Below are 22,247 nucleotides of genomic sequence, written 5' to 3'. Positions count from 1 at the left end.
CTCAGACGCCCACTTTGAAGACACTTCCTAGGAGCCGCTCGGTGTGAAGGCCCGGCGGAGGGTGAGGTCGACGATCGTGGTGTCGAACTGGATGATCGAGTAGATGACCGCGTCGCCTGCGGCTGTGAAGCAGGTCTGCGCGATCTCTACGAGCGGCAGGGGGGCGGTGGCGTCCGCGCCGAGGAAGACTCCGTCGGCGAGAGCCGCCTGGATCTTGCCTTCGAGGCGCCGCAGGGTCTGGCCGGTCTGTTCCTTCACGAGGCCGATGAGGTCGACCTCCACGTCCGCCAGTGGGCGCAGGTCGACGTCGTGGCCCGCGAGGGACTTCGTGCACCAGTCGCGCAGGTAGACGGCGGGGCGGGCGTCGGTGGTGAAGACGCGTTCGACGTACCAGGTTTCGGCGTCGGCCGGGGCGGGGTCGAAGTGGGCGGCTACGGCGGGTTCGGGGATGGTGGTGACGCACTTCCAGTGCGAGAGGCCGGGGGTGTTGCCGGCGTTCTTGATGATGTCCTTGACGGGGACGACCTCGGTGACGCTGAACGACGCGGGGGGTGCGGGCGCGAGGACGGTGGTGCCCACTCCCCAGCGGCGTTCGACCAGGCCCTGGGCCACGAGCAGGGCCACCGCCTCGCGGACGGTGTTACGGCTCAGGCCGATGATGCGGGCGAGTTCGGTCTCCCGTGGAAGCCGGTCCCCGGGACGGTAGTCCCGCTCGATGATGATGCGGAGTTCGTCCGCCGCCTGGGCGCGGAAGGTACGTAGCCGGGCCATGGTGTTCTCCTTCGGCGGGCTCGCGTGGCCCCGGGGGGCGGTCGTCTCGGGCGGGGGCGGCGTGGTCCCCCGCCCTCGGCTAGACCTTAGCGGGGCTGTCCGCCGCCGAAACGGGGTCCTCCGGGTGGTCGGGCGCCGCCGCCGTGCTCTCGTCGACGGCGCCGACGCCCGTGGTGGGGATGAAGAAGGCGACGAGGAAACCTGCCAGGGCAAGGCCCGCGCACACCCACAGCGCGGTGGCGTATCCGGCCGGGGTGGGCGAACCGCCGCTCTGGTACCGGGTGATGATTCCGCCGGTGACCGCGACACCCAGTGAAGCGCCGATGCCGAACGCGGCGGTGTTGAACCCGGTCAGCGCACCGGGCGCCTCGGACGAGGACAGCAGTACCCCGAGCCCGTCGAGGGCGGTGAGGACCAGTCCGGTGTAGAACGCGCCGAGGACGAGTGCCATGGCGAAGGCGACGGCGGAGTCGTCGCTGAACGCGGCCAGCACGGCGAGCGCGGCGATCGTGACGACCATGCCGGTGACGAGGATGGAGCGCCAGCCCACCTTCGGTGCGATCGACCCGGCGATCGGGGCGATGGCGAACCCGACGAGCGACACCGGCATGACGTACGTCAGGGCGGCGGTGGTGGCCCCCATCCCGAAACCCACCCCGGCGTCCTGGGCGATCAGCGGCAGGACGAAACCGGTGGCGCCGAACGCACCGGCCAGCACCAGCACATTGGTCAGCAGTACCGGCCAGGCGTTGCGCGAGCGCAGCTCGGACGTACGGATCAGCGGGTCGCGGACGCGCTTCTCGACCAAGGGGAACAGGGCGAGCGCGGCGACGCCGGCCAGGAACACGATGAGCGTGGTGGGGCTCCCCCAGCCCCACTTGCCGCCCAGCGACAGCGCCAGCGAGATGCCGGTGAGACCGACGGCGATCACCAACGAACCGAGCCAGTCCAGGCGCTGCCTGGTGGTGCTGTACGTCTCCGGGATCACCAGCCGAACACTGACCAGGGCGACGGTGGTGAAGGCGGCCATGCTCCAGAACACGGCGCGGAAGCCGAGGTTGTCGACGATGGCGCCGCTGACCACGGCCTCCCCGCCACCGAGGCCCGCCTTCACTGCGGCGATGACGGCCAGGGCGCGGCTGAAGCTCCTGAGGTCGAGCAGGTCGTGCAGGATCAGGAAGGCGAACGCGAAGACGGCGCCGCACAGTCCGGAGACGGCCCGCCCGGTCAGGTAGGTGCCGACGTCGGGGGCGAGGGCGGACACGATGTTGCCGAGGATCAGGGCGACGAGGCTGAACATGAGCGCCCTGCGGCGGCCGGTCCAATCGCTGATGCGGGTGACGATGATCGCGGAGATGGCCGCGACCAGCAGGAACAGGGTCTGGGCCAGGCCCACCTCGGCGGTGTCGGTGGCCAGTTCCTTGATGATCAGCGGGTTCGCGGGCGCGATCATCGTGTTGTTGAGCTGGTAGCTGCCGACGGCCAGCAGCAGGACGGTCACCAACCAAAGGGTGGCGGGTGCCCTGTGCGCCGGCCCCCCGGAGGTCTTCTGCTCGGGGTCGGCGGCTTCGTGGCTCATGTGGGCTTCCTTGTCCTCGCACCATGACCGTCGCGATGGAGAGCGACGGCGGCGACCGCAGAGATCGGACCTCCAGTGGTCCAAATTCCTGAACATGGAAAGTCTGCGAGACCAAGCCTGTCAAGGGGTGGACGTCCAGAGGTCCAATCTTTTATCTTCGGGGATACGCGTCGACGAGTCCGGAGCTCTACATGCCATCGAACATCCTTGTTTTCCTCACCGACGATCACGCCCAGTGGGCAGCCGGTTGCTACGGCAACTCGGAGGTCCGGACCCCGACGTTGGACCACCTCGCCGAGACCGGTGTCGTGTTCGACAACGCGTACACGCCCTCCCCGGTGTGCTCCCCGGCCCGCGCCTCCTTCTTCACCGGCCGGATGCCCTCCCAGCACGGCGTCCACGACTACCTCGCCGAAGCCGACGAGGACGTGCGCGCGACCCCGTGGCTGAGCGGCGAGAAGCTGATCAGCGAAATCCTCCGAGAGCAGGGGTACTTCACGGGTCTCAGCGGCAAGTGGCACCTCGGCCACGGCGAGCACGCCGCGCGCGGATTCGACTACTGGTACTCGCGGGCCGCTCCCGTCTCCGAGGCCGAGGGGTACGAAGCCCCCTGGCCGCTCACCAAGCCCGCCGAGAAGCGCTACGACCGGCACGCGATCACCGACCACGCCATCGAGTTTTTGCGCAACCGGGACGCCGGCAAGCCGTTCTTCCTGGTCGTCGGCCACCTCGCCACCCACAGCCCGTGGACCGGCGCCCCCGAGCGGCTGGTCAGCCACTACCGCCGGGCCACCTTCGCCGACATCCCCAACGACGTCACCCACCCCCACGGACGACTGCGCTCGGAATCCCTGTACCCGACCCGCGACAACCCGCGTGAGGCTCTCGCCCAGTACTACGGCGCCGTCACCGACATCGACGAGCAGGTCGGCCGCATCGTCGACGAACTCGACACACTCGACATCCGCGACGACACCCTGGTCGTCTACACGAGCGACCACGGCCTCAACACGGGCCACCACGGCATCTGGGGCAAGGGCAACGGCACGCTCCCCTACAACGTCCTCGACGAGTCGATCCGCATCCCGCTCATCGTCAACCACCGCGGCTCCGTCCTCGGTGGCCAGCGCCGCCGGGAGAACGTCGGTCACGTCGACACCTTCCGCACTCTGCTGGAGACCGCCGGGGCCCAACTGCCCGACACCCCGAGCACCCCCTACCCCGGCACCAGCTACCGCAGCGCCCTGCTCGGCCGGACCATGCCCGAGGCGCGCCCGCTGGTCTTCGCCGAGTACGGCAACCTGCGCATGGTCCGCTCGGATCGCTTCAAGCTGGTCCGCCGCCATGCGGAGGGCCCACACGAGATGTACGACCTTCGAGCCGACCCCCGGGAAACCGACAACGTCATCGACGATCCGACCCTCACCGTCCACCGCGACCGGCTCGACGAGGAAATGCGGCGCTACTTCGCCACATACGAGGAACCCGGCCGCGCCGGCACCCACGTGCTCGAACAACCCCGGCACAACGGCGACGAGGCATGGCGCGAGACCAAGCCGCCGGTCCTCGTGGAGACCAGCGAATGGCTCGTACACCTGGAGGACGCGATCCAGGAACGGCGGCGCCTGCGCACGGAGGAGCACGACGCGCTCAAGGACGCGCGATGACCTCGCGCGCGCCGGGAGCCGGCTCCCCGTGCTGCGCACCGGCGCGGGGGCGAGAGGCGGTTTTCGGGTCGGCCCCTTCCGTCGGCGCGCCGACCGGGCCGTTCGATTCCCACCCCGATACCGGTCTCTCGGCACACGGCATCGAGCAGGTGCTCGTCCGCGCGCAGACGATCCTGATGGGCGACTCACACGGGGACGGGCACCCGGCGGACGGCGAGAGCCCGGTCCACGAGGTGGAGACCGGGGCATTCCTCCTCGACGCGACCAGTGTCACCAACGACGCCTTCCGGCGATTCGCGGAAGCGACCGGTTACGTCACCGACGCCGAAAGGTTCGGCTTCTCCGCGGTGTTCCACCTCGCCTACGACGGTCCGCCCGAGGCCGTCATCGGCCCGGCACAGGGCACACCCTGGTGGCTGGGAGTGCGCGGGGCCGACTGGGCGCACCCCGCCGGCCCCGGCTCCGACCTCACCGGGTCGGGCGACCATCCGGTAGTGCACGTCAGCTGGAACGACGCGCGCGCGTACTGCGACTGGACCGGCCGCCGGCTGCCCACCGAAGCCGAATGGGAGACGGCGGCCCGCGCCGGAATACCCGGGGCGCGCTACCCGTGGGGCGACCACCACGACGACCGCACTCTCCTGTGCAATATCTGGCACGGCGTCTTCCCCACCCGGAACACCTCGCCCGACGGGCACCTCACCACCGCGCCCGTCCGCTCCTACGAACCCAGTGCCTACGGTCTGTGGCAAATGGTCGGCAACGTCTGGGAATGGTGTGCCGACTGGTGGTCGGCCGACTACTACGCCCACTCCCCGCGCCGTGACCCGCGCGGTCCGGCGCAGGGCCGGACCCGGGTGATGCGCGGCGGCTCCTACCTGTGCCACGACAGCTACTGCAGCCGCTATCGCAACGCCGCGCGCTCCTCGAACACCCCGGACTCCTCCATGGGCAACACCGGCTTCCGCACTGCGGCGACGGCCGAAAGCCACAGCGGAAGCGAGCAGTCCGGCCGGCATCGCGCAGTTGACGCAGGACGGGAAGGATGCGGCCCGAGGGCTCACGATTCATGAGGTGACACGGCCGCCGGCAGGCGCCACTGCTCGGGCTGGTATCAGGTGGTACCTTGTGGTCATGGCCAAGACCCAGGTGAATGTGCGGATGAGCGACGAGACGGCCGAGATGGCTCGTCAGGCGGCCGAGACCCGACATCTGCCGCTCAACGACTACATCGAACAGCTCGTACGGCGTGACAACGACGGGGTGCGCGAGCGCTTCCTGGAGGGCGCCCGAGAGGTGATCGTCGGTTACGGGGACCTCATCGAGGAGCTGGCGGCGTCCCGGTGACCCACCCGAACCTGGACGTCGACCTGGCCTGGATCCTCGAGGTCGCCCGCGAGGCGGGAGAGAACGATCCGGCTCCCGAGGACTACGGTCTGCCCATCGCGGCCGTCGCCCGGCACCAAGCCGTCTTGGCCGGACAGGACGTCTACACCGGCCCGTTCGTGCGCGCCGCCGCCCTGTGTCAACTCCTGGGCCGCGTCGTCTGGCTCGAGCGATCCAACATGACGGTCGCCGTCGCGGTGGCCCACGGTTACCTCACCGCGTGCGGCGTCACCACCAAACTGGGCCGCGACGAGATCACCGCTCTGGTCGCCGAACTCCGCAAGGAATCCTGCACCGTCCCCGACATCGCCGCCGTCCTGAGAACCTGGACCGGCTGAAGCACCACGTGGTCGGGCGAGGACCACATGGCGACGTGTGCTCCTTGTTCCGACCGCCCGCCACCCGAAGGCAGAGATGAGGGCAACGAGCCCGTTGGACTTCGGTCACGCCGATCCCCGGACGTGTCCCGGGCGGTTTCCGACCGAGGACGGGCGGTCGTGGTGGTCGACGGTGAGGCGGTCGGCGGGTTCCGCGGGCGAACGAAGGAGCCGCCGGTTCCGGGCGACGGGTCAGCGGGGCAGGTGGATGACGCCCACGGCGTGGTGATTGCTGGAGGGGTCGGGGTCGGTGTCCGGGGAGTCTGCGGCCAGGTCGGGGACGATCATTCCCATGCCGACGACGGAACGGTTCGGCGCCCCGGCCACGGCGGTCAGCGGGATGTGCGTGCTCCATTCGGGCTCGCCGTGCGGGGCGAGGCCGGCGGGGACGGTGACGCGCACCACGTCCGGCACGGACGGGTCGCTGTTGGCGTAGATGTGTTCCACGTGCGGCGGGAGCCCGTGGGTCGGGTCGACGTTGACGTGAAACGGGGTGGTCATCGTGAAGTACGACTCCCGCCGGGTCGTGCGCGGTCCGGCGTTGCCGAAGTGGATCGGCAGGTCGCCCCGTCCACCCGGGCTCAGGGCCAGTTCCTCCGACCGGAAGTAGAGACTGACCGAGCCGTCCGCCGGCGCCGGACCGGAGGATCGAGCCAGGGCGAACTTCCCCGTGTTGCGGGTCAGGTCCGGGTCGGCGTCCTGGGAGCCGGGGATCGGGGTGAAGACGGCTCCGCCGATGGTCGGCACCCGGGGGCCGCCGGGCAGCAACATCAGCGGGATGTGGATCTCCCTGGTCTCCCCGGCCCCGAGCCCGGGCGCCACGAGGACCTGGAAGATCTCGGGTACGTCCGGCCGCGCGTCCGCGAACAGGAATTCGCCCGACGGCGGCAGCGCGCCGTCGGGGTCGACCTTGACGAAGAACGGCGTCACCACCTTCAGCGACGAGGGCTGCCGGGTCGCGTTGGGGCCGTAGTTGCCGACGGTGACGGTGACGGTGGCGCGGCCGTCGGAATCGGCGGCCGCGCCCCGGGTCAGCACGTACAGGTCGACCGGATTCGACGCGGCCGAGGCCCGAGCGCCGGCCGCCGAGGCCGAGGTCCGCGCGGCGGCGCCGTCCACGGAAACCACTGTTTCGGAAGAGGACGAAGCTGTCATGCCCGGGGTAACGACGTGACCCGGGCGAGGTCACCCACGACGCGACCGATCGCCGGCGAGGTCACCCACGACGCGACCGATCGCCCCGCCCGGAACCTGCTGCGCTGCCGGGATCGATCTGCGCTGCCGGGATCGATCATCGTCACGGAGTAGTTGCGGAGAGTAATAGAGTCGTCACTGCATCACTCTTCGCTTCGCGTGACGAAAGGGGCACGACAGTGACCGACGTGATCAAGGCGCCGCTCCGACAGGTCGGCGGGTCCGGCGCGAGTACGTTGCTCCTGTTGGCACACGGCAGCATCGACCCCCGGGCGCAGGAGACCACCCGCGCGCTCGCCCGTGCGGTCGAGTTGTCCCGGGCGGGCCGCGTCGAGGTCGCCTACCTCCGACACGCCCGCCCCACGGCCCGCCGGATGCTGCGCACCCTGGCCGACGCCGGACACGGCCCCGTGGTCGTGGTGCCGTTGCTGCTGACGCACGCCTTTCACGCCCGCGTCGATTTGCCCCGAGCCCTGTGCGATCCCCCCGCCCAGCCGCCGATCGTGACATCGGTGCTGGGCGACTCGCCCGCCGCGCCGGACAGGCGACTGGTCACGGCGCTGCGCCGCCGCCTCGCCGAACTGGGCGTCGAATTCGACGCGGTGGCGTTGGCGTCGGCGGGCAGCAGCGACGAAGGCGCGTGTACGTCGGTGCGTGCCATGGCATCGGCGTTGGGTGCGGACCTCGGATTGCCGTGCCTGGCCGGTTTCGCCTCGACCGCCTCACCGACACCCGGTGAGGCAGTGGAGCAGTTGCGCCGCGCGGGAGCGCGCCGGATCGCCGTCGCGTCGTATTGCTTCGCGCCCGGCCGGTTGTTTCGCCTGGCGGCCGAGTCGTCGACCGCGGCCGGCGTGGTCGGCATCTCCGAACCGCTGGGCGACGCGCCCGAACTCGTCGGACTCGTCCTGGAGCGATTCCACGAAGCCCGCCACGAGGCCGGGACGGCAGCGCGGACGTCGACCGGGCCCACCCCCGCCACCATCGACGATGCGAGCGCGGCGCGCCGGCGCCGCGACCCGAACGGCCCGGCGTCCTGACTGCGCGCCGACGACAGCGGGACCGGAGCATGACGCCGCGGTGCCGGCGGGGCGCGGCGCGCACTCCGCGCGGGGGAGCTGACGGGGCAGGGGCAAGGCGCACCTGCCAAGGCGGGCGGAGTCGGCTGGGGTCTTCAGCCTCGCGCGTGGATCTGTCTGAGGACGGTGCTGCCGCGGGTCCGGTCGGCGCAGACGAAGCCGACGTGGGCCGTCTCGGCGAGGTGGGTGACGCGGGCGCCGGCCCGGATGGGGTTCGGCCGGGTCCTTCGGCCAACCCCCACCTACTGGTCGGCCACCAGACCGCGGTCGACCCCGACCACCCGCCCGTGAGCATCGGCCTTTCGGCGGGCGGGGCGCCGTCCGGGACGGTGAAGCCGTGCATGGTCTCGGCGGGCGCCGGCACGGTGGTCGTCGGCGGTGGCGCCGCGGGGCTGAACGATGCGCTGATGCTCGCCCGCTCCCGCCGCTTGGTTGTCGTGATCGACAGCGCTGCCCGGCGCAACGCGGTCTCGCCGGGCAGCGCATCGCTCGCGTACGGAGAAGTCGTCACAGCCGTGTGCTCGCACCCCTTCCTCGTGCGTGGTTGGTCCCAGACGCTCGGGACCATCTGCACTCGAAGCCAATCCCGTCTTGCATCAAAGGCATACGATGTTGCCCATGACGCAAGAAGACGGGGAGCTGGACAGCCTCGTACGCAAACGCATCCGCGCCCTGCGGGTCGCCCAGGGCTGGTCCCTGGAGGAACTGGCCAACCGCGCCAACCTCAGCCAGTCCTCATTGAGCCGGATCGAGAACGGTCAGCGCCGCCTCGCACTGGATCAGCTGGTCACCCTCGCCCGCGCTCTGGACACCTCGCTGGACCAGCTCGTGGCGACCGCCGCCGACGACGTCGTCACCAGCCCGATGATCGACGGCGCCCACGGCCTGATGCGCTGGTCCATCAAGGGCGACCCCGGCATGAGCGTGGTGCGTCAGCGCATGACCGAGCCGCCGCCCGAGAATCCGGCGCGCATGCGCGCCCACCCGGGACGCGAATGGCTCGTCGTCCTGTCCGGCACCGCGATCCTCATGCTCGGCCACCGCCGCTTTCGCATCGAGACCAATCAGGCCGCCGAGTTCCCCACCATGCTGCCGCATGCGATCGGCACCGCGGGCGGACCCTGCGAGATCCTGGGCATTTTCGACCGCGACGCCCGCCGCGGTCACCAGCGCGAGGGCGCCCGCGACCTCGATGCTCAAGGCGCCGGTGAATGACCGCACGGCGCGTGCTCGCCCTTCCCGGCGACGGCAGCTTGCGCGGCAGGCAGCATACGCGCGCATCATCTTGCGCAAACAGGGAGATCCCGTGCCGCACGCGCATGCCCGTCCTACGGTGCGCATATGAACCACGTACACCCCAACACCCCCCACCACGACGTCCAGCAGGGCCGGCACCAAGAGCACAGCACCGACGGCCAGGCGGAGATTCTCGACCTGGACGCCGAAGTTCTCGCCGAGCACATCGCCTCCATCGCCGCCTGGCTGCCGCTGAACGACGGCGCGCGCCGGATCGTGGATCTGGGTTGCGGCACGGGCGCGGGCACCTTCGCCCTGCTCGACCGCTTCCCCGAAGCACACGTCACCGCTGTCGACGCGTCCGCCGAACACCTCCGGCACCTGCGCGCAAAGGCGTGTGCCCGCGGCTTGGAGGAGCGCATACGCACCGTGCAAGCCGACCTCGATGACCGCGACTGGCCCGACTTCGGCACAACGGACCTGGTATGGGCGTCGGCCTCGATGCACCACATGGCCCACCCCGATCGCGCACTGCGCAACGTTCGCGATCTGCTCGCGCCCGGCGGTCTGTTCGCCGTCGTCGAACTGGCCGGCTTTCCCCGCTTCCTGCCCGAAGGCGCCCCCGAGGGGCGGCCCGGCCTGGAAGCGCGCTGCCATGCCGCGACCGACCGCCTCCATGTCGAGCACGTGCCCCACCGCGGGGCCGACTGGGGGCCGATGCTGATCGCTGCCGGATTCACGGTCGAAGGTGAGCGCACCATCGCCGTGGACATCGATGGCTCCCACAGTGAAGCGATCGGCCGGTACGCCCTCGGCAGTCTGCAACGCATCCGCAGCGCCGCCGCCGCGACACTTTCCACCGATGACCTCGCCGCGCTCGACCAACTCCTGGACACCGCGAGCCCGCACAGCATCCTGCGGCGCGACGATCTGGGGGTGCGCACCGAGCGCACCGCCTGGGCTGCGCGCCGCGCCTGATCCAAGCGCGTCTGACGGGGCACCGATGGAACTCGCCGACCAGCGGGTACACGAGGCCGGCCAGAGATCGTTTCCCACGACCACCCGGATCATTTCCCACGGCCCTGGTCGTCCCTGCATCTGCTCAGGACTCGGCCGCTGTCCGGGTCGGAGGGAGGCTGCCCAAAGACCTGCAGGATCGGGCCCTTGCGGATGCCCTGGGACAGCGGGGCTGCCGGAGTGGGTGCGTTCTCGGCGGTGATGCCGGATCTTGTCATGGTGTGTCTTTGGCGGGAGGGCGCACAGAGCGATCTGTGCGAGGGGGTCGGGCCCAGACCTGTCGCTCCTGGCTGCGGAGGTCGTCGACCTGGGTCCACTCGGCGTCGATGTGCATGGTGGCCCGGCGGGTGGTGTCGTACTGCTCCCAGCCGGGTGTTCCCCAAGCTGGGCATCACCGCCCGCTCACAGCTGCGCGACGTGGTCGAGTCGTGTTCCGTTTCGGATCTTGGGCTTTGTCTGACGGGACTGGTCACTTCGCGCCGCGCTGTGGGAATGGGAGCAATCCCAGGCTGGAGCCGCTGGTGCTATCCGCTCGCGCCACGGGGCGGGAACAGCACGGCCGTTGCCGCGATGTCCCCTGCTGCTGGGGCGCTGGTGAGCATGATCAAAACTGGTGTACTGCCTCGTACACGCTGCCTGTGCGGTTGTCCGAGACGCGCTTTCAGGCTCTGCCGGAGCGGTGCGCAAAGCCGGCGTGAGGTCCGATCGCTGATCCGAGTGGGTCGGCTCCGCCGCGGCGACCCGTGAGTCGGCGCGTGTCGGGGTGGCCGTCGGCGAGACCGGCGACGGCGACGGCGACGGCATCGACGCCCGCCACCCCAGGCTCCTCCCCCCGGGGCGTCGTCATCGACCGCTGCTCCCACTCCTGCCACATCGCCGACGCCGGTAGCAACGCGTGCGCGGTGGCGTCGCCGCCGGCACCTCGGGGGTGGCGGCACGGGTCGATCCCCGGCGAGCGTGATCCACCGGACGCAGCGCCGTTCGGTGGATCACGCCCGTCGGGGATCCACCAGACGCAGCGCCGTTCGGCACCGTGTCCGCGCTCCTCGCCGCCCAGGCCACCCATCGCCTCCACCGACGCCGGTTCGGATGTCTGTCCGAAACGTTCAAGACGGGCTCCGGGGAAATCTCGATCATGGTCGGGAGCGGCAGGGCCCTTCGACGTGACGGGCCCGGACGGAGAGTCGTCGCGTTCGTCGAGACGGTGAGGATCAATGATGAGAATCGGTATCGGGCTGCCCTCGGCCGTGCCCGGGACCCCGGCCGACGCGACGGGGCGTTGGGCGGCGGCAGCGGAGGAACGCGGGTTTCGCTCGGTGAGCGTGATCGACCGCCTGGTCTACGACAATCTCGACCCGCTGATCGCGCTGGCCGCGGCGGCCGTGTGCACCGAGCGAGTGGAGTTGCTGACCACGGTGCTGAACATCGGGTATCGCCGTGACGCGGTGGTCCTGGCGAAGCAGATCGCCTCGGTCGAACTTCTTTCCGGCGGCCGGTTGACCGTGGGGGTGGCGCTGGGTGGCTGGCCCGAGGACTACGCGGCCGGCGAAGTTTCGCTCCGGGGCCGCGGGGCTGCCATGGAATCGACCCTGACGACCATGCGTCAGGTGTGGGCCGGTGAGTACTCGGGAGCCTCGGGGCCGATGCCCGCGCTGCCGCAGGGACGCCCGGGACTGCTGCTCGGCGGGCTGGTGCCGGCCGCCCACAAGCGCGTCGCGACGCGCGCCCAGGGCTGGGTGGCCCCGTCGTTCGGATGGGCCACCCTGACCGAGGGAGCCGACGCCATACGCCGGGAGTGGCGGGCCGCGAGCCGCGAAGGCGAGCCACGCGTGGTCGTGGAACGCTACTTCTGTCTCGGCAAGGACGCGGAAGACGACGCCGACCACTACCTCGCCCACTACTACGGACCGGAATACCTCCCGTCCGTACGGGCGGACACGCTGACCACCGGGCAGCAGGTGCACGACGAACTCGGGCGGCTGTCCGCCGCCGGCTGTGACGACGTGATTCTGTTCCCGTGCACCGGTGCTCTCGAACAGCTCACCGGGTTGGCGGACATACTCGACGACATGGGTGCCGTCCACCCCGACGGCTACACCTTCACTCCTCCCGCAGACCACCCGGGAGACACCCGCAGGAACGATCGGTGACCCGGGTCGCGGCACCGAGGTTGAGAAAGCCGGTCGTCGGGCCGACGAGACGTCCCGCCACGGACGGGGCCGACCCTGTGACGCCGTACCGGAGAACCCGCCGATCAACGAAAGAGGCTGACAAAATGGCGAACGGCCGAACGGAACTGGCGGCGATGGCCAACGTCGGTCCGGCCGTCGTCCGCCACCTGGCCCGGGTGGGCGTGACGCGACCGAGTGACCTCGTGGGATGCGACCCGTACGAAATGTACGACCGGTTGTGCGACCTCGACGGTCGTAGTCACGATCCCTGCCTCCTGGACACGTTCATCTCGGTGGTGGACCAAGCCGGCGGCGGTGACCCCAGACCGTGGTGGACCTACACCGAGGAACGCAAGCGGCACACGCGGACGCCGCCACGGTCGTAACGGCCGGGGGTGCTGACGGCCGCGATCCCGGCGAACGCGACGATCAGGCCACACGATGGACCCGGCGCCGCGACTGACCCGCCCGGGCCGGCCCCGCGACCGCCACCGAGGTACTGCGCACGGTCGTGCGGGCCGGACGAGTCGCCACCACGGGCCCCGGCCGCCGGATGGTTCCGCCGGACGGCCTCGTGATGGCGGCCCGGGCCCGCCGCTGTGAATTCGCGCTCCTGCGCCTCCGCCTCGGGGGTTGAGATCGTCGGCGCCCTGACCTGTGGTCCGAACCGCGCGCACGTCCGAGATACAAAGGCACCCTCCGTCACGGGGACGTACGGCCTACGCCGCGGACCCGCGGTGGTGACCTTGGTCGCCGGCGTCCTGGGAACGGCCAGCGCCGGCGTGGTCGCGCTGGTGGTCTTCGTTCGGATCCAGCGCACGAGCGCATCGAGCCGGGAGCGCGGCGGTATCGAAACGCAGTGGTGACGCAACTCCGAAACGGCGGCAACGAGTTCCGAGTTCGGGGGGTGACGCGCAGGTCCTTCGGGTGCACGGCCTTCGGCCTTGTCTCGATTGCGACCGTTCGGCGAGGGGCAACGCCGGCGCATCCTGTTAATTTCTGCTGATGACTGGATCTCCGCAGGTTGCACGGGCGGCGACATGTGCCGTCTTCATCCTCAACGGTTTCGTTCTGGGCACCTGGATCGTCAACATTCCGGCCGTCGAGCACCGGGTCGGTGTCGGACACGCCGTCTTCGGGTGGTTGTTGCTCGTCTTGGGCGTGGGTTCGTTCACCGGCATGCAGGTGGCCGGCCCACTTGCCGACCGGCTCGGCGCCCGGGTGGTCGTACCCGTGAGTGCCGCGCTGTGCAGCGCGGCACTGGTCCTGCCGGGATTGGCCGTGAACGCCTGGACCCTGGGGGTCGCGCTGCTGACGCTCGGCTTCGCCAACGGATGCCTCAACGTCAGCATGAACACCCACGCCGTCCAGGTCGAGCGCGCCTACAACCGGCCCGTCATGTCGGGGTTCCACGCCGGGTTTTCGATCGGCGGCGTCCTCGCCGCACTGGTCGCCGCCCGGGCCATCGGATGGGGATGGCCGACCGTGGCCACCTTCACCGGCACGGCCGTGGTGGGCCTGCTGGTGGCAGCGCTCTGCGTGCCCGCTCTGCTGGGTCGCGAAAACCGGGAGGGAACTCCACTCGTTTCGGGGGGCGTTCGGGAAAGGACGCCTCGGCGCATCTGGGCGTTGGCCGCGCTCGCGATGATCCTGATGCTGTGCGAGGGCGTCGCCTACGACTGGAGCGCGTTGGGCCTGCGGGACGTACTTGACGCCTCGGCGTCGTCGGCCGCTTGGGCCTACGGGGCTTTCTCGGTCGCGATGACGATCGGCCGCCTGCTCACGGATCGGGTGACGGCCCGGTTCGGGCCGGTCGCCGTCGTGCGGTTCGGGGCGTCGTCGGCCGCCGCCGGACTGGCCGTGGTCGTGGTGTCCCCGTCCATTGCCGCGGCCGTGACGGGCTGGGCGATATTCGGGGTCGGGCTGTCAGGCTGCGTGCCGCAACTGTTCAGCGCCGCCGGCCACGCCGACCCACGTGCGGCGGGTGCCAACGTCGCGCGAGTCGTGGGCCTCGGCTACCTCGGCATGCTGGCGGGCCCGGCCGTCATCGGGCCGCTCACCCGCCTCGCCCCCTTGAACGTCACCTTCCTGCTGCCCGTGGCCCTGTGCGTGATCGCGGCCTGCGCGGCACCCCTCCTCCGACCACGACAAACGTGAACGAAACGGGCCCGGAGGGCCGGGGGCGCGTCGGAGACCGTGGCGCCGGAACAGCGGCAGCCCTACCCGATCTCCCGTCAGCGGCCCGCCACTCGCTCCCTCGTCGGGCACAAACCGGTGGAACCGGCCGGTCCAAGCCCGCGGGTCGTGGCGGGGCCCAGGAGTTCGGTGAGGGCACGGAGCTCCGAGTGGGAGTCACCCGGCCTCGGCGGCGTGATCGTGTCGGTACTCGCTCGGGGTGGTTCCGTACCGGTTGCGGTAAGCCCGGGGCAGGACGTCGGGATTCCCGATTCCGACGGAGTGGGCGACCGAGGCGATCGACCGGTGTCGTTGCCGAGGGTCGGCGAGCATACGCCCCGCCTCACCGAGCCGGGCGTCACGAATGGACCGCGCGGGAGAGAAATCGGGCTCGGCGGAAGACGAGTTCGACATAGCGGGTCGAGACGCCGAAGGCGTCCGCGAGCATGCGCGGGGACAGGGCGGGGTCGGCCAGGTGTCGGCGGATGAACACCCGCATGCGTGACAGTTGCGCGGTGCGCGACAGGTGCACGTCGCCGGCTCGTGTGTCGGCGACCATGGACGTGCGAAGAGTGGACATCGGCAATTCGTAGGCGGTGTGCCCGACTTCGGTCAGGGTCTCGGTCGTCAGGCCGGTCGCGTTGTTGTTGCGACCGAGTTCGGCGACGAGCGCGGCAAGCACCCGGAGCATCGGGTCCCCCGCCGGGGTGACGCCGCCGAGGCGCGGCGCGGTGTCGACCCGTGTTGGCGTGACCATCCGACGGCCTGCGCGGTGGCGTCCGGTTCGACGATCGAGTCCCGAAGGATCTTCCGCCACGCGTCGATGTGCCGGTGCCGGTGCCCGTTCCCTGCCGTCCGGGTTCGGGCGCGGCGCCCTCGGGCTCATGTGCCGGGTCCGTTTGCCGCGAACCGAAAAAGTGCAACGCGCGGACACCCCCGAGTGGTCTGCCTCTATGACGGAACTCGCTCGATCGAAAGCACGGTCAATGCTCCGACATCCTCGCAACCGCGCCGCTGTCGCGTTCACCGCAAGCCTGTCGGCTCTGGTAGCCGGTCTCCTCACGGTGTCGCCGGCGCAGGCCGCCGGCTCGGCATCCGCGCCGGTGCTGCGGTGGACGGAGGCGGTTCTTCCCGATGAGGGCGTCGTCGTCGACAGCCTGATTCATCCCGACGCCGCCACCACCTGGTCGGGCGGTACCCGGATCATCCGGGAGGGTAAGGCGACTCGCTTCGAACCGGTCCTGTACACGGCCGACGCCCAGGGCAGAGCGTGGCATCGCGTACCGCTCGCGCAGGGGACGACGACACGGTCGCGCTTGAACGACGTCGACGCGACGTCGGCCACGAGCGCGGTCTTGGTGGGCGACTACGACCGGGGCCTCGGCGGTGTGCTGACCCAGCGCCTGGCTGCGGGCTCGTGGCAGGTCTCGGTCGCGCCCGTGCCGGCGAACACGCTCGGGGGCGGCCTCCTGCAGGTCGACGCGCTCACCCCGGACGACGCGTGGGCCGTGGGCTGGGTCCAGATCCTGGACCGGGTCGTCACGGACCCCGAGACCGGGGAGAGCGAACAGATCTCCCACAGCGAGCCCCTGGTCCGGCATTGGGACGGCACGGCCTGGCGGGCGTCGACGCTGCCTCGGGTCGCGTCGAGTTGGTCCCTGGCCGACGTCCGGACAACCGCGACCGACGACGTCTGGGCGGTGGGCCGAACCGACGACGACAGCCAACCCGTGATCATGCACTTCGACGGTCTCGTGTGGACGCGCGTGGCCACACCATCGTACGGCGGCACGCAGGGCGAATTGCTCAGCCTGACCGAACGTGGCGGCAAACTGGTGGCGGTCGGATCACGCAAGCGCGTCACCGACGGCGCCAGGGAGGGAGCGGCCCTGGGCTATGACGGGTCCGCGTGGCGACAGGTGAACCTGCCGTCGGGCACAGGCCCACTCGTCGCCGTCACCGCTTCCCCGCACGGCGTCGCCGCGGTGGGTACCGACGACGACGGCACCTCATACGGCGTGGCCCACAACGGGAGGAGATTCCGCAGCCTGGCGTTGCCCAACAGCCCCTCGTTGTCGCTCACTTCGATACTCGCCGACACGAACTCCCTGATGGTTGGGGGTGTACGCCCGGCCACCCAAACGTCTCCCGCCCGACCTGTCGTGTTGATCGCGCGCCGGTGAACGAAGGCCCTCCCGGCACACGCCCGCCGCCGCACGGGCGCTCCGGCGGGCGTAACGGGGGTGTTCGCGGTGACCACGCCGTTCGAGGCGGGGCCGCAGGCCGAGGTCGCGCAGGGCCGGGCGATGCTGGAGGCCGCCGAGACCGCGAGGGGGCCGCACCTGGTTCTGGCGTCCATGGCGTCGGCCGACCGACACACCGGCATCCCCCACTTCGAGAGCAAGGCCCGGGTCGAGGAGTTGCTCGCGAGCACCGGCCGGCCGGCGACGGTGGTGGCCCCGGCCTACTTCTACGACAACGCGCTCGGCGGCGCCGTCATCGCGCGCGGCGCGCCGGAGCTCGCCCTGCCCGCCGAGACCCCCTTGCAACAGGTGGCCCGCCGCGATCTGGGCGCCCTCGTGGCGGCGGTACCGGCCGACCCGGGTCGGTGGATCGGTCACCGGGTCGAGGTGGCCGGCGACGCGCCCACGCCCCGCCGGATGGCGGCGGCGATCAGCGCGGCGGGTACACCCGTGGAATACGCGCCGGTGCCCCTGGCGAGAGTGCGTGCCGCCAACGCGGACATGGGCGCGATGTTCACGTTCCTGACCGAGACCGGATACTCCGTCGACATCCCCGCCCTGCGGGCGGACTTTCCCGACATCGGCTGGACCACGTTCGCCGACTGGGCCGGCAAACAGACCTGGTCCGTCCGCGAGCGATGAGCCCGCCGGAGTACATCCTTGCGGTGGTGGGCGATTGCGACCGTCGGGTAGTCACACGGCGGGCGTCGAGGGCGAGCACGAACGACCCCGTGCAAGGCGACGCCGCCGGACGGAACCGACCCTCCTCGATACGGACCGCCGCTCAACGCTCGACGGGGTACGCCGCCCCGAAGTTCGCCGTCGCCATGCGCTCGGCGTGAGCGAACCAGCCCAGGCACGCGTTCGCGTCGTGCGTGGGCAGCGCCGCGGCCTTCGTCCGCAGCCGCTCCAGCGCCGCGGTCGCGCGCGAGCGCACCCCCGCCAGGTCCACGCCCACCAGTCGGCCGTCGCGCTTGCGCATCTCGCCGTCCACGATGACGGTGTCCACGTCCGCCGCGCTGGATTGGAGTACGACCGTGCCCGCCATGTGGCTCGGCGGCACCACGTTCCACCGAGGCTTGACCACGATCACGTCCGCGCGCTTGCCCACCGTGAGCGAACCGATCCGGTCGCCCAGGCCCATCGCCTCGGCCGAGCCGCGGGTCGCCCAGGTCAGCGCGTCGTGCACGCTCAACTCGACCGTACCCGGCATCGTTCCGGTGCGGTGCACCCGGTCGTTGTCGAGGGCGCGCTGCGTCTGCAGACCCAGCCGCATCTGCGCGAACAGGTCACCCGAGCCGCATGCGACCGTGTCGGTGCTGATACCGGGCAGAATGCCGTGCTCGATCGCGGCCCGAAACGGCGGGAAGCCCATGCCCATCTGCAACTCGGTCTCCGGCGCGATGCTGACCTTGGCCCCGGTGTCGGCGAGAAGCCGCCATTCCGGCGTGCTCAGCGCCGGACAGTGAATGTGCAGGTGCCCCGGGCGCAGCAGTTGGTGGTCGTGAAGTTCGCGCAGTCCACGCAGCAGTATCGAAGTCGTCGCGGCCCCCGTGTGGGAAGCGACCAGGATGTCCAACTCCGTCGACAGCCGGATCTCGGCCGCCGTGTCCGAGAACGGCAGGGTGCCGAAGTCGCTCAACAGCATCGCCATGGCGTTCATCGGGTCGTCCGAGGTGAACTCGCTCGACCGCAGCGCCCGCGCGTCCCGCAGCCGCTCGGCGTGCGACGCGAAGGCGGCCGGCTTGTAGTCGAAGGCCTGCATGCCGTACGCGTACACCGTGCGCGCGCCCGAGGATCGCAACGCCGCCACGCTCGCTCGCGCGTGCTCCGGCGAGTTCACGCAGTCACAGCAGTCCAGGAACGTCGTGATGCCGCTGTCCAACGCCTCCAGAGAACCGACCTCGGTCGCGGCGGCCATATCCTCGGCGCTCAGCAGCGAGCCGATGCCGTAGAACGTGTTGCCCAGGAATTGCAGCAGCGACTGGTCCGCGGATATCGCACGCAGGAGCGCCATCCACGTGTGCCGGTGGCTGTCCACCATCCCCGGCAGCACGATGCCGCCCGTCGCGTCCACGATCTCGGCGTCCACGCCCGCGAACTGCTCGGCGTCCGCGGCGACCGCGGTGATCGCGCCGTCCTCGATCAGCACGGCCCCGTTGGGCAGTTCGCCCTGGCTCGGGTCCATGGTGACGACGTGGCCGCCGGTGACGACGGTGCGCTTGGTGCTCAAAGGATTCCTCCATGGCTCGGGCCCTGGGACCGGAGAAAGGGATACGTGGCGGGCGGGGGGCGGCGCCCGCCGGGAACGGGCGACGGGGAGCGTGGGACGCCGTGGTCGCGCGCCTGGCGAGACGTTGAAGGTCCCTTGACGGTCCCTTGACGGCCCCTTGTCGTCCTCCGAGCCTGCCGTGACCTCGTTACCCCCGCCCGGTACATGGTGGTTCACTCGCGACGGCACGAACCAATGCCGTTTGTCGGCCGGTCCATACCCGGAACGCTATACGGTGGCGGGGTACCCGGACATGTCCGTTCGGCTATGGCGGAAAGGCGAAACGGTATTTGCTCGGCATCCCCTCGGGCGGCCAGTCTGCCGTTGCGACGCTGCCGTGACCGCAGGGGGAAAGAGCAGCCGACGGCGCCGGCTTCGACGCCTTCGGAGGAGCACGCCGATGAGCCACAGGGCGTCCTGGACCACGTCGGTGAACCACCTTCGGGGTCACCGAGGACACTCGGTGGGTGCGGGTGGCTTCGATGAAAAAGCCGCGCCCACCGTTTTCTCGACCGGATGCGGCCGAATCGGTACGGCGGCGCCAAGGGCCGGCCGACTCCGCATCGCGCCGCGAACGATCCGCGGTGCGTGCGCATGGACACCACCGCCACAGCACACGAGGGAGTACCCAGCAATGCGGACCGTCGAGCTTCACGGCCACGCCATCGACTACGACGTCACCCCGGGCCCGGAGGACGCCCACGAGCGCCCGCCGTTCCTGCTGCTGACCGGCTGGTGTCAGGACCACCGGCTGTTCGACCGCGTCGTCGAGCCGTTGTCGAAGGACCGCCGGGTGATCCGCATGGACTGGCGCGGCCACGGTGCGGACCGGTCCGAGATGGGGGACTTCGGCTACGCCGAGCAGGCCGACGACGCGATCGCGCTGCTCGACCACCTCGGCGTCGAGCGGTTCGTTCCCGTCTCCACCTCGCACGGCGGCTGGGCCAACCTGGAGATCGCCGACCGGCTGGGCCTCGCACGAGTGCCGCGGGTCGTCGTCGTGGACTGGCTGATGACCCGGGCACCCGCCGAGTTCGTCACCAGCCTCCAAGCCGGCTACCACCCCCGGACCTGGCGCGAGGGCCGCCAAGGCCTGTTCGACCAGTGGCTCGCGACGGCCGACTGCCCGCCGGTCGCCACCCACCTCGACGACGAGATGGGCGCCTTCGAGTACGAGATGTGGGCGCGTTCGTGTCGTGTCATCGAGTCCGCCTACGCGCGCTTCGGCTCGCCCCTCGAACGCATGACGGCCCTCGCCGAGCACCGGCCGATCGTGCACCTGTACTCGCAGCCCACCGTCGAGGCCTACCACGAGGCCCAGCGGGAGTTCGCGGCCGAGCACGACTGGTTCGCCTCGACACGACTCGGCGGCGAGACACACTTCCCGACGCTGGAATCGCCCGAGCCGATCTGCGAGAAGATCGTGGAGTTCGCGAACGGGCGGCGCGCGTGAGCCGGGACATACCCCCGGTGCCGCCGTCACCGTGACTTCGGCGGCGGCCCGCGAGCCGGACGACTCGGCAGAGCCCGTCACGCCTCGCGGACGGCGGCGGCGTTGCGGCGCTGGGGCCGGCGTCCTGCGTCCTGCGTCCTGCGTCCTGCGTCGAGTAGGACGCCGATTCGACAGGGCCCGTCCGCACCGAGGCGGGAACCGGCCGTCGTCGAGGGCTTGGGCTGCGCCGGGTCCGTGCGGCACGACCGGTAATCCCGCTCGCCGCCTCGGAGATGAAGCCGGACACGGTCCACGCCGATCCACCAGGGCAGTCGGCAGTCGGCAGTCGTGACGCGTGCCCGGCTCAGCGTCCCGCGCAGGCCGGATCGTCGACGATCACCGCGTTGGCGGGGATGATCACGATGTCGTCGTCGTCTCCGCTCGACACGGAACCCTTGGTCGTCGCGTAAGCGCGTTTGCCGGGCCCGACGCACTTGGTCGCGAGATTCCCGAAGCCGTCCGGCATGTTGAACACCTCTGCGGGGCTGTCCTCGCCCCGACCGTCGAGCACCGGGCCATCGGCCTTGCCGCGCTCGTCGTAGTACTCCTGCGAACAACCGGAGAGGGCGCCGAGAGCCACACACGTCACCACGATCAACGCGCGCCGCATCGCGCTCAGCCCGTACACATGCTGTCGGGAACGACCTGCACGTTGGAGGGGCCGCTCGCGTTGGTGGTCACGTAGGCGCGAAATCCGTGGCCGACGCACTTGGTCGCGAGATTCCCGAAGCCGTCCGGCATGTTGAACACCTGGGCCGGGGTGTCGTCGCCGTGCAGGTTCGCCACCGGAGCGTCACCCTCGCCGCGTTCGTCGTCGTCTCCGCCGCACCCCGACAACAGCACCACGCCCGCCAACGCGACGGGCACGACCCACCATCGAAGCCTTCCCACGATTCCCCCGCCCGAGTCGCACATCCGTACGACCAACGTCGCACTCACACGATCGCACCGCCACAGGGACTTCCCCACACATCGACTCGGACTCGTCCCTCGTCCCTCCCACCCACCGTGCCCCGGCCGGGCACGACCGGGCCGGGAGCGCCACATCACCGCAGCGCGGCGCGACCGATGGTGGCGGTGTCCACTTCACTCGCTCCTGTGGGATCGCCGGCCCACCCTGACATCGACGTCACCGCGGACCACGACAGGACCGTGGCGACCCCCGCGGGCCGCGTCCTGGACCTGGTCCTGGACCCGGGCCCGGACCCGGACCCGGACCTGTCGGCCGTGACCTTCGTCGACTCCGTCGCCCCGCACACGTTCCCTGGCCTGCGCCGCCGCGCCACCCGCACCGAGAGTGGGCAGCCAACCCCGGCGGGGACCGCTCCGCACCCGCCGGCGCCGGCCTGGTGCCGTCCGGACCGGCGAACGGGCAACGTCACCCAGGAACGCCGAGCGGCGGGTGTTCGAGCACGCGAGGCTTGTACTCGACCAGCTGGATGCGGCCGTCGAAGGTGCGGTGCCCGATCATCTCGAGGGCAACGTCCGGATAGCCGTCGTAGATGCGTTCCTCGCCGGTGGCCCCGGTGATCACCGGGAACATCACGACCCGGAAGCGGTCGACGAGTCCGGCTCGTAGCAGGGACCGACA

At 70.6% G+C, this 22,247-nt stretch carries 22 protein-coding genes and 1 pseudogene; 14 read left to right on the top strand and 9 right to left on the bottom strand.

Going from position 1 to position 22,247, the window contains the following annotated elements; all coding sequences use genetic code 11:
• Positions 1-27 precede the first annotated feature (27 nt).
• Together GT354_RS55325 and GT354_RS46345 are read right to left on the bottom strand one after the other, a co-directional pair.
• A complete protein-coding gene (locus GT354_RS55325; protein WP_237536127.1) occupies positions 28-771 on the bottom strand; it encodes a GntR family transcriptional regulator in 744 nt (247 codons plus the stop codon).
• 79 nt (positions 772-850) lie between these two features.
• Positions 851-2,350, bottom strand: coding sequence for an MFS transporter (locus GT354_RS46345; protein ID WP_161363591.1), 1,500 nt, complete (start codon positions 2,348-2,350; stop codon positions 851-853).
• A gap of 191 nt (positions 2,351-2,541) precedes the next feature.
• Between GT354_RS46345 and GT354_RS46340 the strand changes: the two genes are divergently transcribed.
• The 4 genes from GT354_RS46340 to GT354_RS46325 all read left to right on the top strand — a co-directional run bounded on the left by GT354_RS46340 (position 2,542) and on the right by GT354_RS46325 (position 5,741).
• Positions 2,542-4,017: a sulfatase-like hydrolase/transferase gene (locus tag GT354_RS46340; protein WP_161363589.1), complete on the top strand. Its 1,476-nt coding sequence runs from the start codon at positions 2,542-2,544 to the stop codon at positions 4,015-4,017.
• The gene (locus GT354_RS46335; RefSeq protein ID WP_161363588.1) at positions 4,014-5,090 is read left to right on the top strand and encodes a formylglycine-generating enzyme family protein; all 1,077 of its coding nucleotides are present in this window, start codon (positions 4,014-4,016) and stop codon (positions 5,088-5,090) included. Before GT354_RS46340 ends, GT354_RS46335 begins: the two co-directional genes overlap by 4 nt.
• Positions 5,091-5,151: 61 nt before the next feature.
• Positions 5,152-5,364 carry a hypothetical protein gene (locus GT354_RS46330; RefSeq protein WP_161363586.1) on the top strand — a complete coding sequence of 71 codons (213 nt, stop codon included), beginning with the start codon at positions 5,152-5,154 and terminating at the stop codon, positions 5,362-5,364.
• Entirely contained in the window at positions 5,361-5,741 is a 381-nt protein-coding gene (locus GT354_RS46325; RefSeq protein ID WP_161363584.1) for a fic family toxin-antitoxin system, toxin component, read from the top strand. The genes GT354_RS46330 and GT354_RS46325 overlap by 4 nt, the downstream gene beginning before the upstream one ends.
• A gap of 231 nt (positions 5,742-5,972) precedes the next feature.
• Here the strand turns inward: GT354_RS46325 and GT354_RS46320 are convergent, their stop codons facing one another.
• Entirely contained in the window at positions 5,973-6,899 is a 927-nt protein-coding gene (locus tag GT354_RS46320) for a hypothetical protein (protein WP_161363582.1), read from the bottom strand.
• A gap of 254 nt (positions 6,900-7,153) precedes the next feature.
• Between GT354_RS46320 and GT354_RS46315 the strand changes: the two genes are divergently transcribed.
• The 3 genes from GT354_RS46315 (at position 7,154) to GT354_RS46305 (ending at position 10,264) form a co-directional block, all read left to right on the top strand.
• On the top strand, positions 7,154-8,011 hold the full coding sequence (locus GT354_RS46315; RefSeq protein WP_202513062.1) for a CbiX/SirB N-terminal domain-containing protein: 858 nt from the start codon (positions 7,154-7,156) through the stop codon (positions 8,009-8,011).
• 648 nt (positions 8,012-8,659) lie between these two features.
• Positions 8,660-9,265 (top strand): XRE family transcriptional regulator, encoded by a 606-nt coding sequence (locus tag GT354_RS46310; RefSeq protein ID WP_161363580.1) that lies wholly within the window; start codon positions 8,660-8,662, stop codon positions 9,263-9,265.
• 126 nt (positions 9,266-9,391) lie between these two features.
• Positions 9,392-10,264, top strand: a complete 873-nt coding sequence (locus tag GT354_RS46305; RefSeq protein ID WP_161363578.1) for a class I SAM-dependent methyltransferase — start codon at positions 9,392-9,394, stop codon at positions 10,262-10,264.
• Between the two features lie 89 nt (positions 10,265-10,353).
• Here GT354_RS46305 and GT354_RS46300 read toward each other — a convergent pair whose 3' ends face one another.
• On the bottom strand, positions 10,354-10,521 hold the full coding sequence (locus tag GT354_RS46300) for a hypothetical protein (RefSeq protein ID WP_202513061.1): 168 nt from the start codon (positions 10,519-10,521) through the stop codon (positions 10,354-10,356).
• Between the two features lie 999 nt (positions 10,522-11,520).
• On the opposite strand from GT354_RS46300, the gene GT354_RS46295 reads away from it, so the two are divergent.
• The 4 genes from GT354_RS46295 (at position 11,521) to GT354_RS46285 (ending at position 14,631) form a co-directional block, all read left to right on the top strand.
• Entirely contained in the window at positions 11,521-12,453 is a 933-nt protein-coding gene (locus GT354_RS46295; RefSeq protein ID WP_161363576.1) for an LLM class flavin-dependent oxidoreductase, read from the top strand.
• A gap of 125 nt (positions 12,454-12,578) precedes the next feature.
• Complete coding sequence (locus GT354_RS46290; protein WP_161363574.1) at positions 12,579-12,860, top strand: helix-hairpin-helix domain-containing protein; 282 nt, start codon at positions 12,579-12,581, stop codon at positions 12,858-12,860.
• 351 nt (positions 12,861-13,211) lie between these two features.
• A complete protein-coding gene (locus GT354_RS56170; RefSeq protein ID WP_272924028.1) occupies positions 13,212-13,340 on the top strand; it encodes a hypothetical protein in 129 nt (42 codons plus the stop codon).
• Between the two features lie 139 nt (positions 13,341-13,479).
• A complete protein-coding gene (locus tag GT354_RS46285) occupies positions 13,480-14,631 on the top strand; it encodes an MFS transporter (RefSeq protein ID WP_161363572.1) in 1,152 nt (383 codons plus the stop codon).
• 376 nt (positions 14,632-15,007) lie between these two features.
• Here the strand turns inward: GT354_RS46285 and GT354_RS46275 are convergent, their stop codons facing one another.
• Complete coding sequence (locus GT354_RS46275; protein WP_161363568.1) at positions 15,008-15,406, bottom strand: hypothetical protein; 399 nt, start codon at positions 15,404-15,406, stop codon at positions 15,008-15,010.
• 229 nt (positions 15,407-15,635) lie between these two features.
• On the opposite strand from GT354_RS46275, the gene GT354_RS46270 reads away from it, so the two are divergent.
• Positions 15,636-16,832 carry a hypothetical protein gene (locus GT354_RS46270; protein ID WP_161363567.1) on the top strand — a complete coding sequence of 399 codons (1,197 nt, stop codon included), beginning with the start codon at positions 15,636-15,638 and terminating at the stop codon, positions 16,830-16,832.
• 57 nt (positions 16,833-16,889) lie between these two features.
• Positions 16,890-17,534, top strand: a pseudogene (locus tag GT354_RS46265) (NmrA family NAD(P)-binding protein); the annotation flags it as partial.
• Between the two features lie 142 nt (positions 17,535-17,676).
• Here the strand turns inward: GT354_RS46265 and GT354_RS46260 are convergent.
• Complete coding sequence (locus tag GT354_RS46260; RefSeq protein ID WP_161363563.1) at positions 17,677-19,125, bottom strand: amidohydrolase family protein; 1,449 nt, start codon at positions 19,123-19,125, stop codon at positions 17,677-17,679.
• 673 nt (positions 19,126-19,798) lie between these two features.
• On the opposite strand from GT354_RS46260, the gene GT354_RS46255 reads away from it, so the two are divergent.
• The gene (locus tag GT354_RS46255; protein ID WP_161363560.1) at positions 19,799-20,617 is read left to right on the top strand and encodes an alpha/beta hydrolase; all 819 of its coding nucleotides are present in this window, start codon (positions 19,799-19,801) and stop codon (positions 20,615-20,617) included.
• A gap of 343 nt (positions 20,618-20,960) precedes the next feature.
• Here the strand turns inward: GT354_RS46255 and GT354_RS46250 are convergent, their stop codons facing one another.
• The 3 genes from GT354_RS46250 to GT354_RS46240 all read right to left on the bottom strand — a co-directional run.
• Positions 20,961-21,284 (bottom strand): hypothetical protein, encoded by a 324-nt coding sequence (locus GT354_RS46250; RefSeq protein WP_202513060.1) that lies wholly within the window; start codon positions 21,282-21,284, stop codon positions 20,961-20,963.
• Positions 21,272-21,523: a hypothetical protein gene (locus tag GT354_RS46245; RefSeq protein WP_202513059.1), complete on the bottom strand. Its 252-nt coding sequence runs from the start codon at positions 21,521-21,523 to the stop codon at positions 21,272-21,274. Before GT354_RS46245 ends, GT354_RS46250 begins: the two co-directional genes overlap by 13 nt.
• Before the next feature lie 511 nt (positions 21,524-22,034).
• Positions 22,035-22,247 (bottom strand): dihydrofolate reductase family protein (locus GT354_RS46240; RefSeq protein WP_161363558.1); only part of this gene is annotated, 213 nt, incomplete at its 5' end.

This window comes from Streptomyces sp. SID3343 (assembly GCF_009865215.1).
In the GTDB taxonomy this organism is placed as follows: Bacteria; Actinomycetota; Actinomycetes; order Streptomycetales; family Streptomycetaceae; genus Embleya.
Note: the sequence above shows the minus strand (reverse complement) of the source record. Positions and strands in the feature narration are given on the sequence as shown.

Bases quoted from the DNA above. Each gene is read 5' to 3' on its own strand.
- GT354_RS55325 (WP_237536127.1), bottom strand. From the start codon at position 771: ATGGCCCGGCTACGTACCTTCCGCGCCCAGGCGGCGGACGAACTCCGC.
- GT354_RS46345 (WP_161363591.1), bottom strand. From the start codon at position 2,350: ATGAGCCACGAAGCCGCCGACCCCGAGCAGAAGACCTCCGGGGGGCCG.
- GT354_RS46340 (WP_161363589.1), top strand. From the start codon at position 2,542: ATGCCATCGAACATCCTTGTTTTCCTCACCGACGATCACGCCCAGTGG.
- GT354_RS46335 (WP_161363588.1), top strand. From the start codon at position 4,014: ATGACCTCGCGCGCGCCGGGAGCCGGCTCCCCGTGCTGCGCACCGGCG.
- GT354_RS46330 (WP_161363586.1), top strand. From the start codon at position 5,152: ATGGCCAAGACCCAGGTGAATGTGCGGATGAGCGACGAGACGGCCGAG.
- GT354_RS46310 (WP_161363580.1), top strand. From the start codon at position 8,660: ATGTTGCCCATGACGCAAGAAGACGGGGAGCTGGACAGCCTCGTACGC.
- GT354_RS46305 (WP_161363578.1), top strand. From the start codon at position 9,392: ATGAACCACGTACACCCCAACACCCCCCACCACGACGTCCAGCAGGGC.
- GT354_RS46300 (WP_202513061.1), bottom strand. From the start codon at position 10,521: ATGACAAGATCCGGCATCACCGCCGAGAACGCACCCACTCCGGCAGCC.
- GT354_RS46295 (WP_161363576.1), top strand. From the start codon at position 11,521: ATGAGAATCGGTATCGGGCTGCCCTCGGCCGTGCCCGGGACCCCGGCC.
- GT354_RS46290 (WP_161363574.1), top strand. From the start codon at position 12,579: ATGGCGAACGGCCGAACGGAACTGGCGGCGATGGCCAACGTCGGTCCG.
- GT354_RS46285 (WP_161363572.1), top strand. From the start codon at position 13,480: ATGACTGGATCTCCGCAGGTTGCACGGGCGGCGACATGTGCCGTCTTC.
- GT354_RS46275 (WP_161363568.1), bottom strand. From the start codon at position 15,406: ATGGTCACGCCAACACGGGTCGACACCGCGCCGCGCCTCGGCGGCGTC.
- GT354_RS46270 (WP_161363567.1), top strand. From the start codon at position 15,636: ATGCTCCGACATCCTCGCAACCGCGCCGCTGTCGCGTTCACCGCAAGC.
- GT354_RS46255 (WP_161363560.1), top strand. From the start codon at position 19,799: ATGCGGACCGTCGAGCTTCACGGCCACGCCATCGACTACGACGTCACC.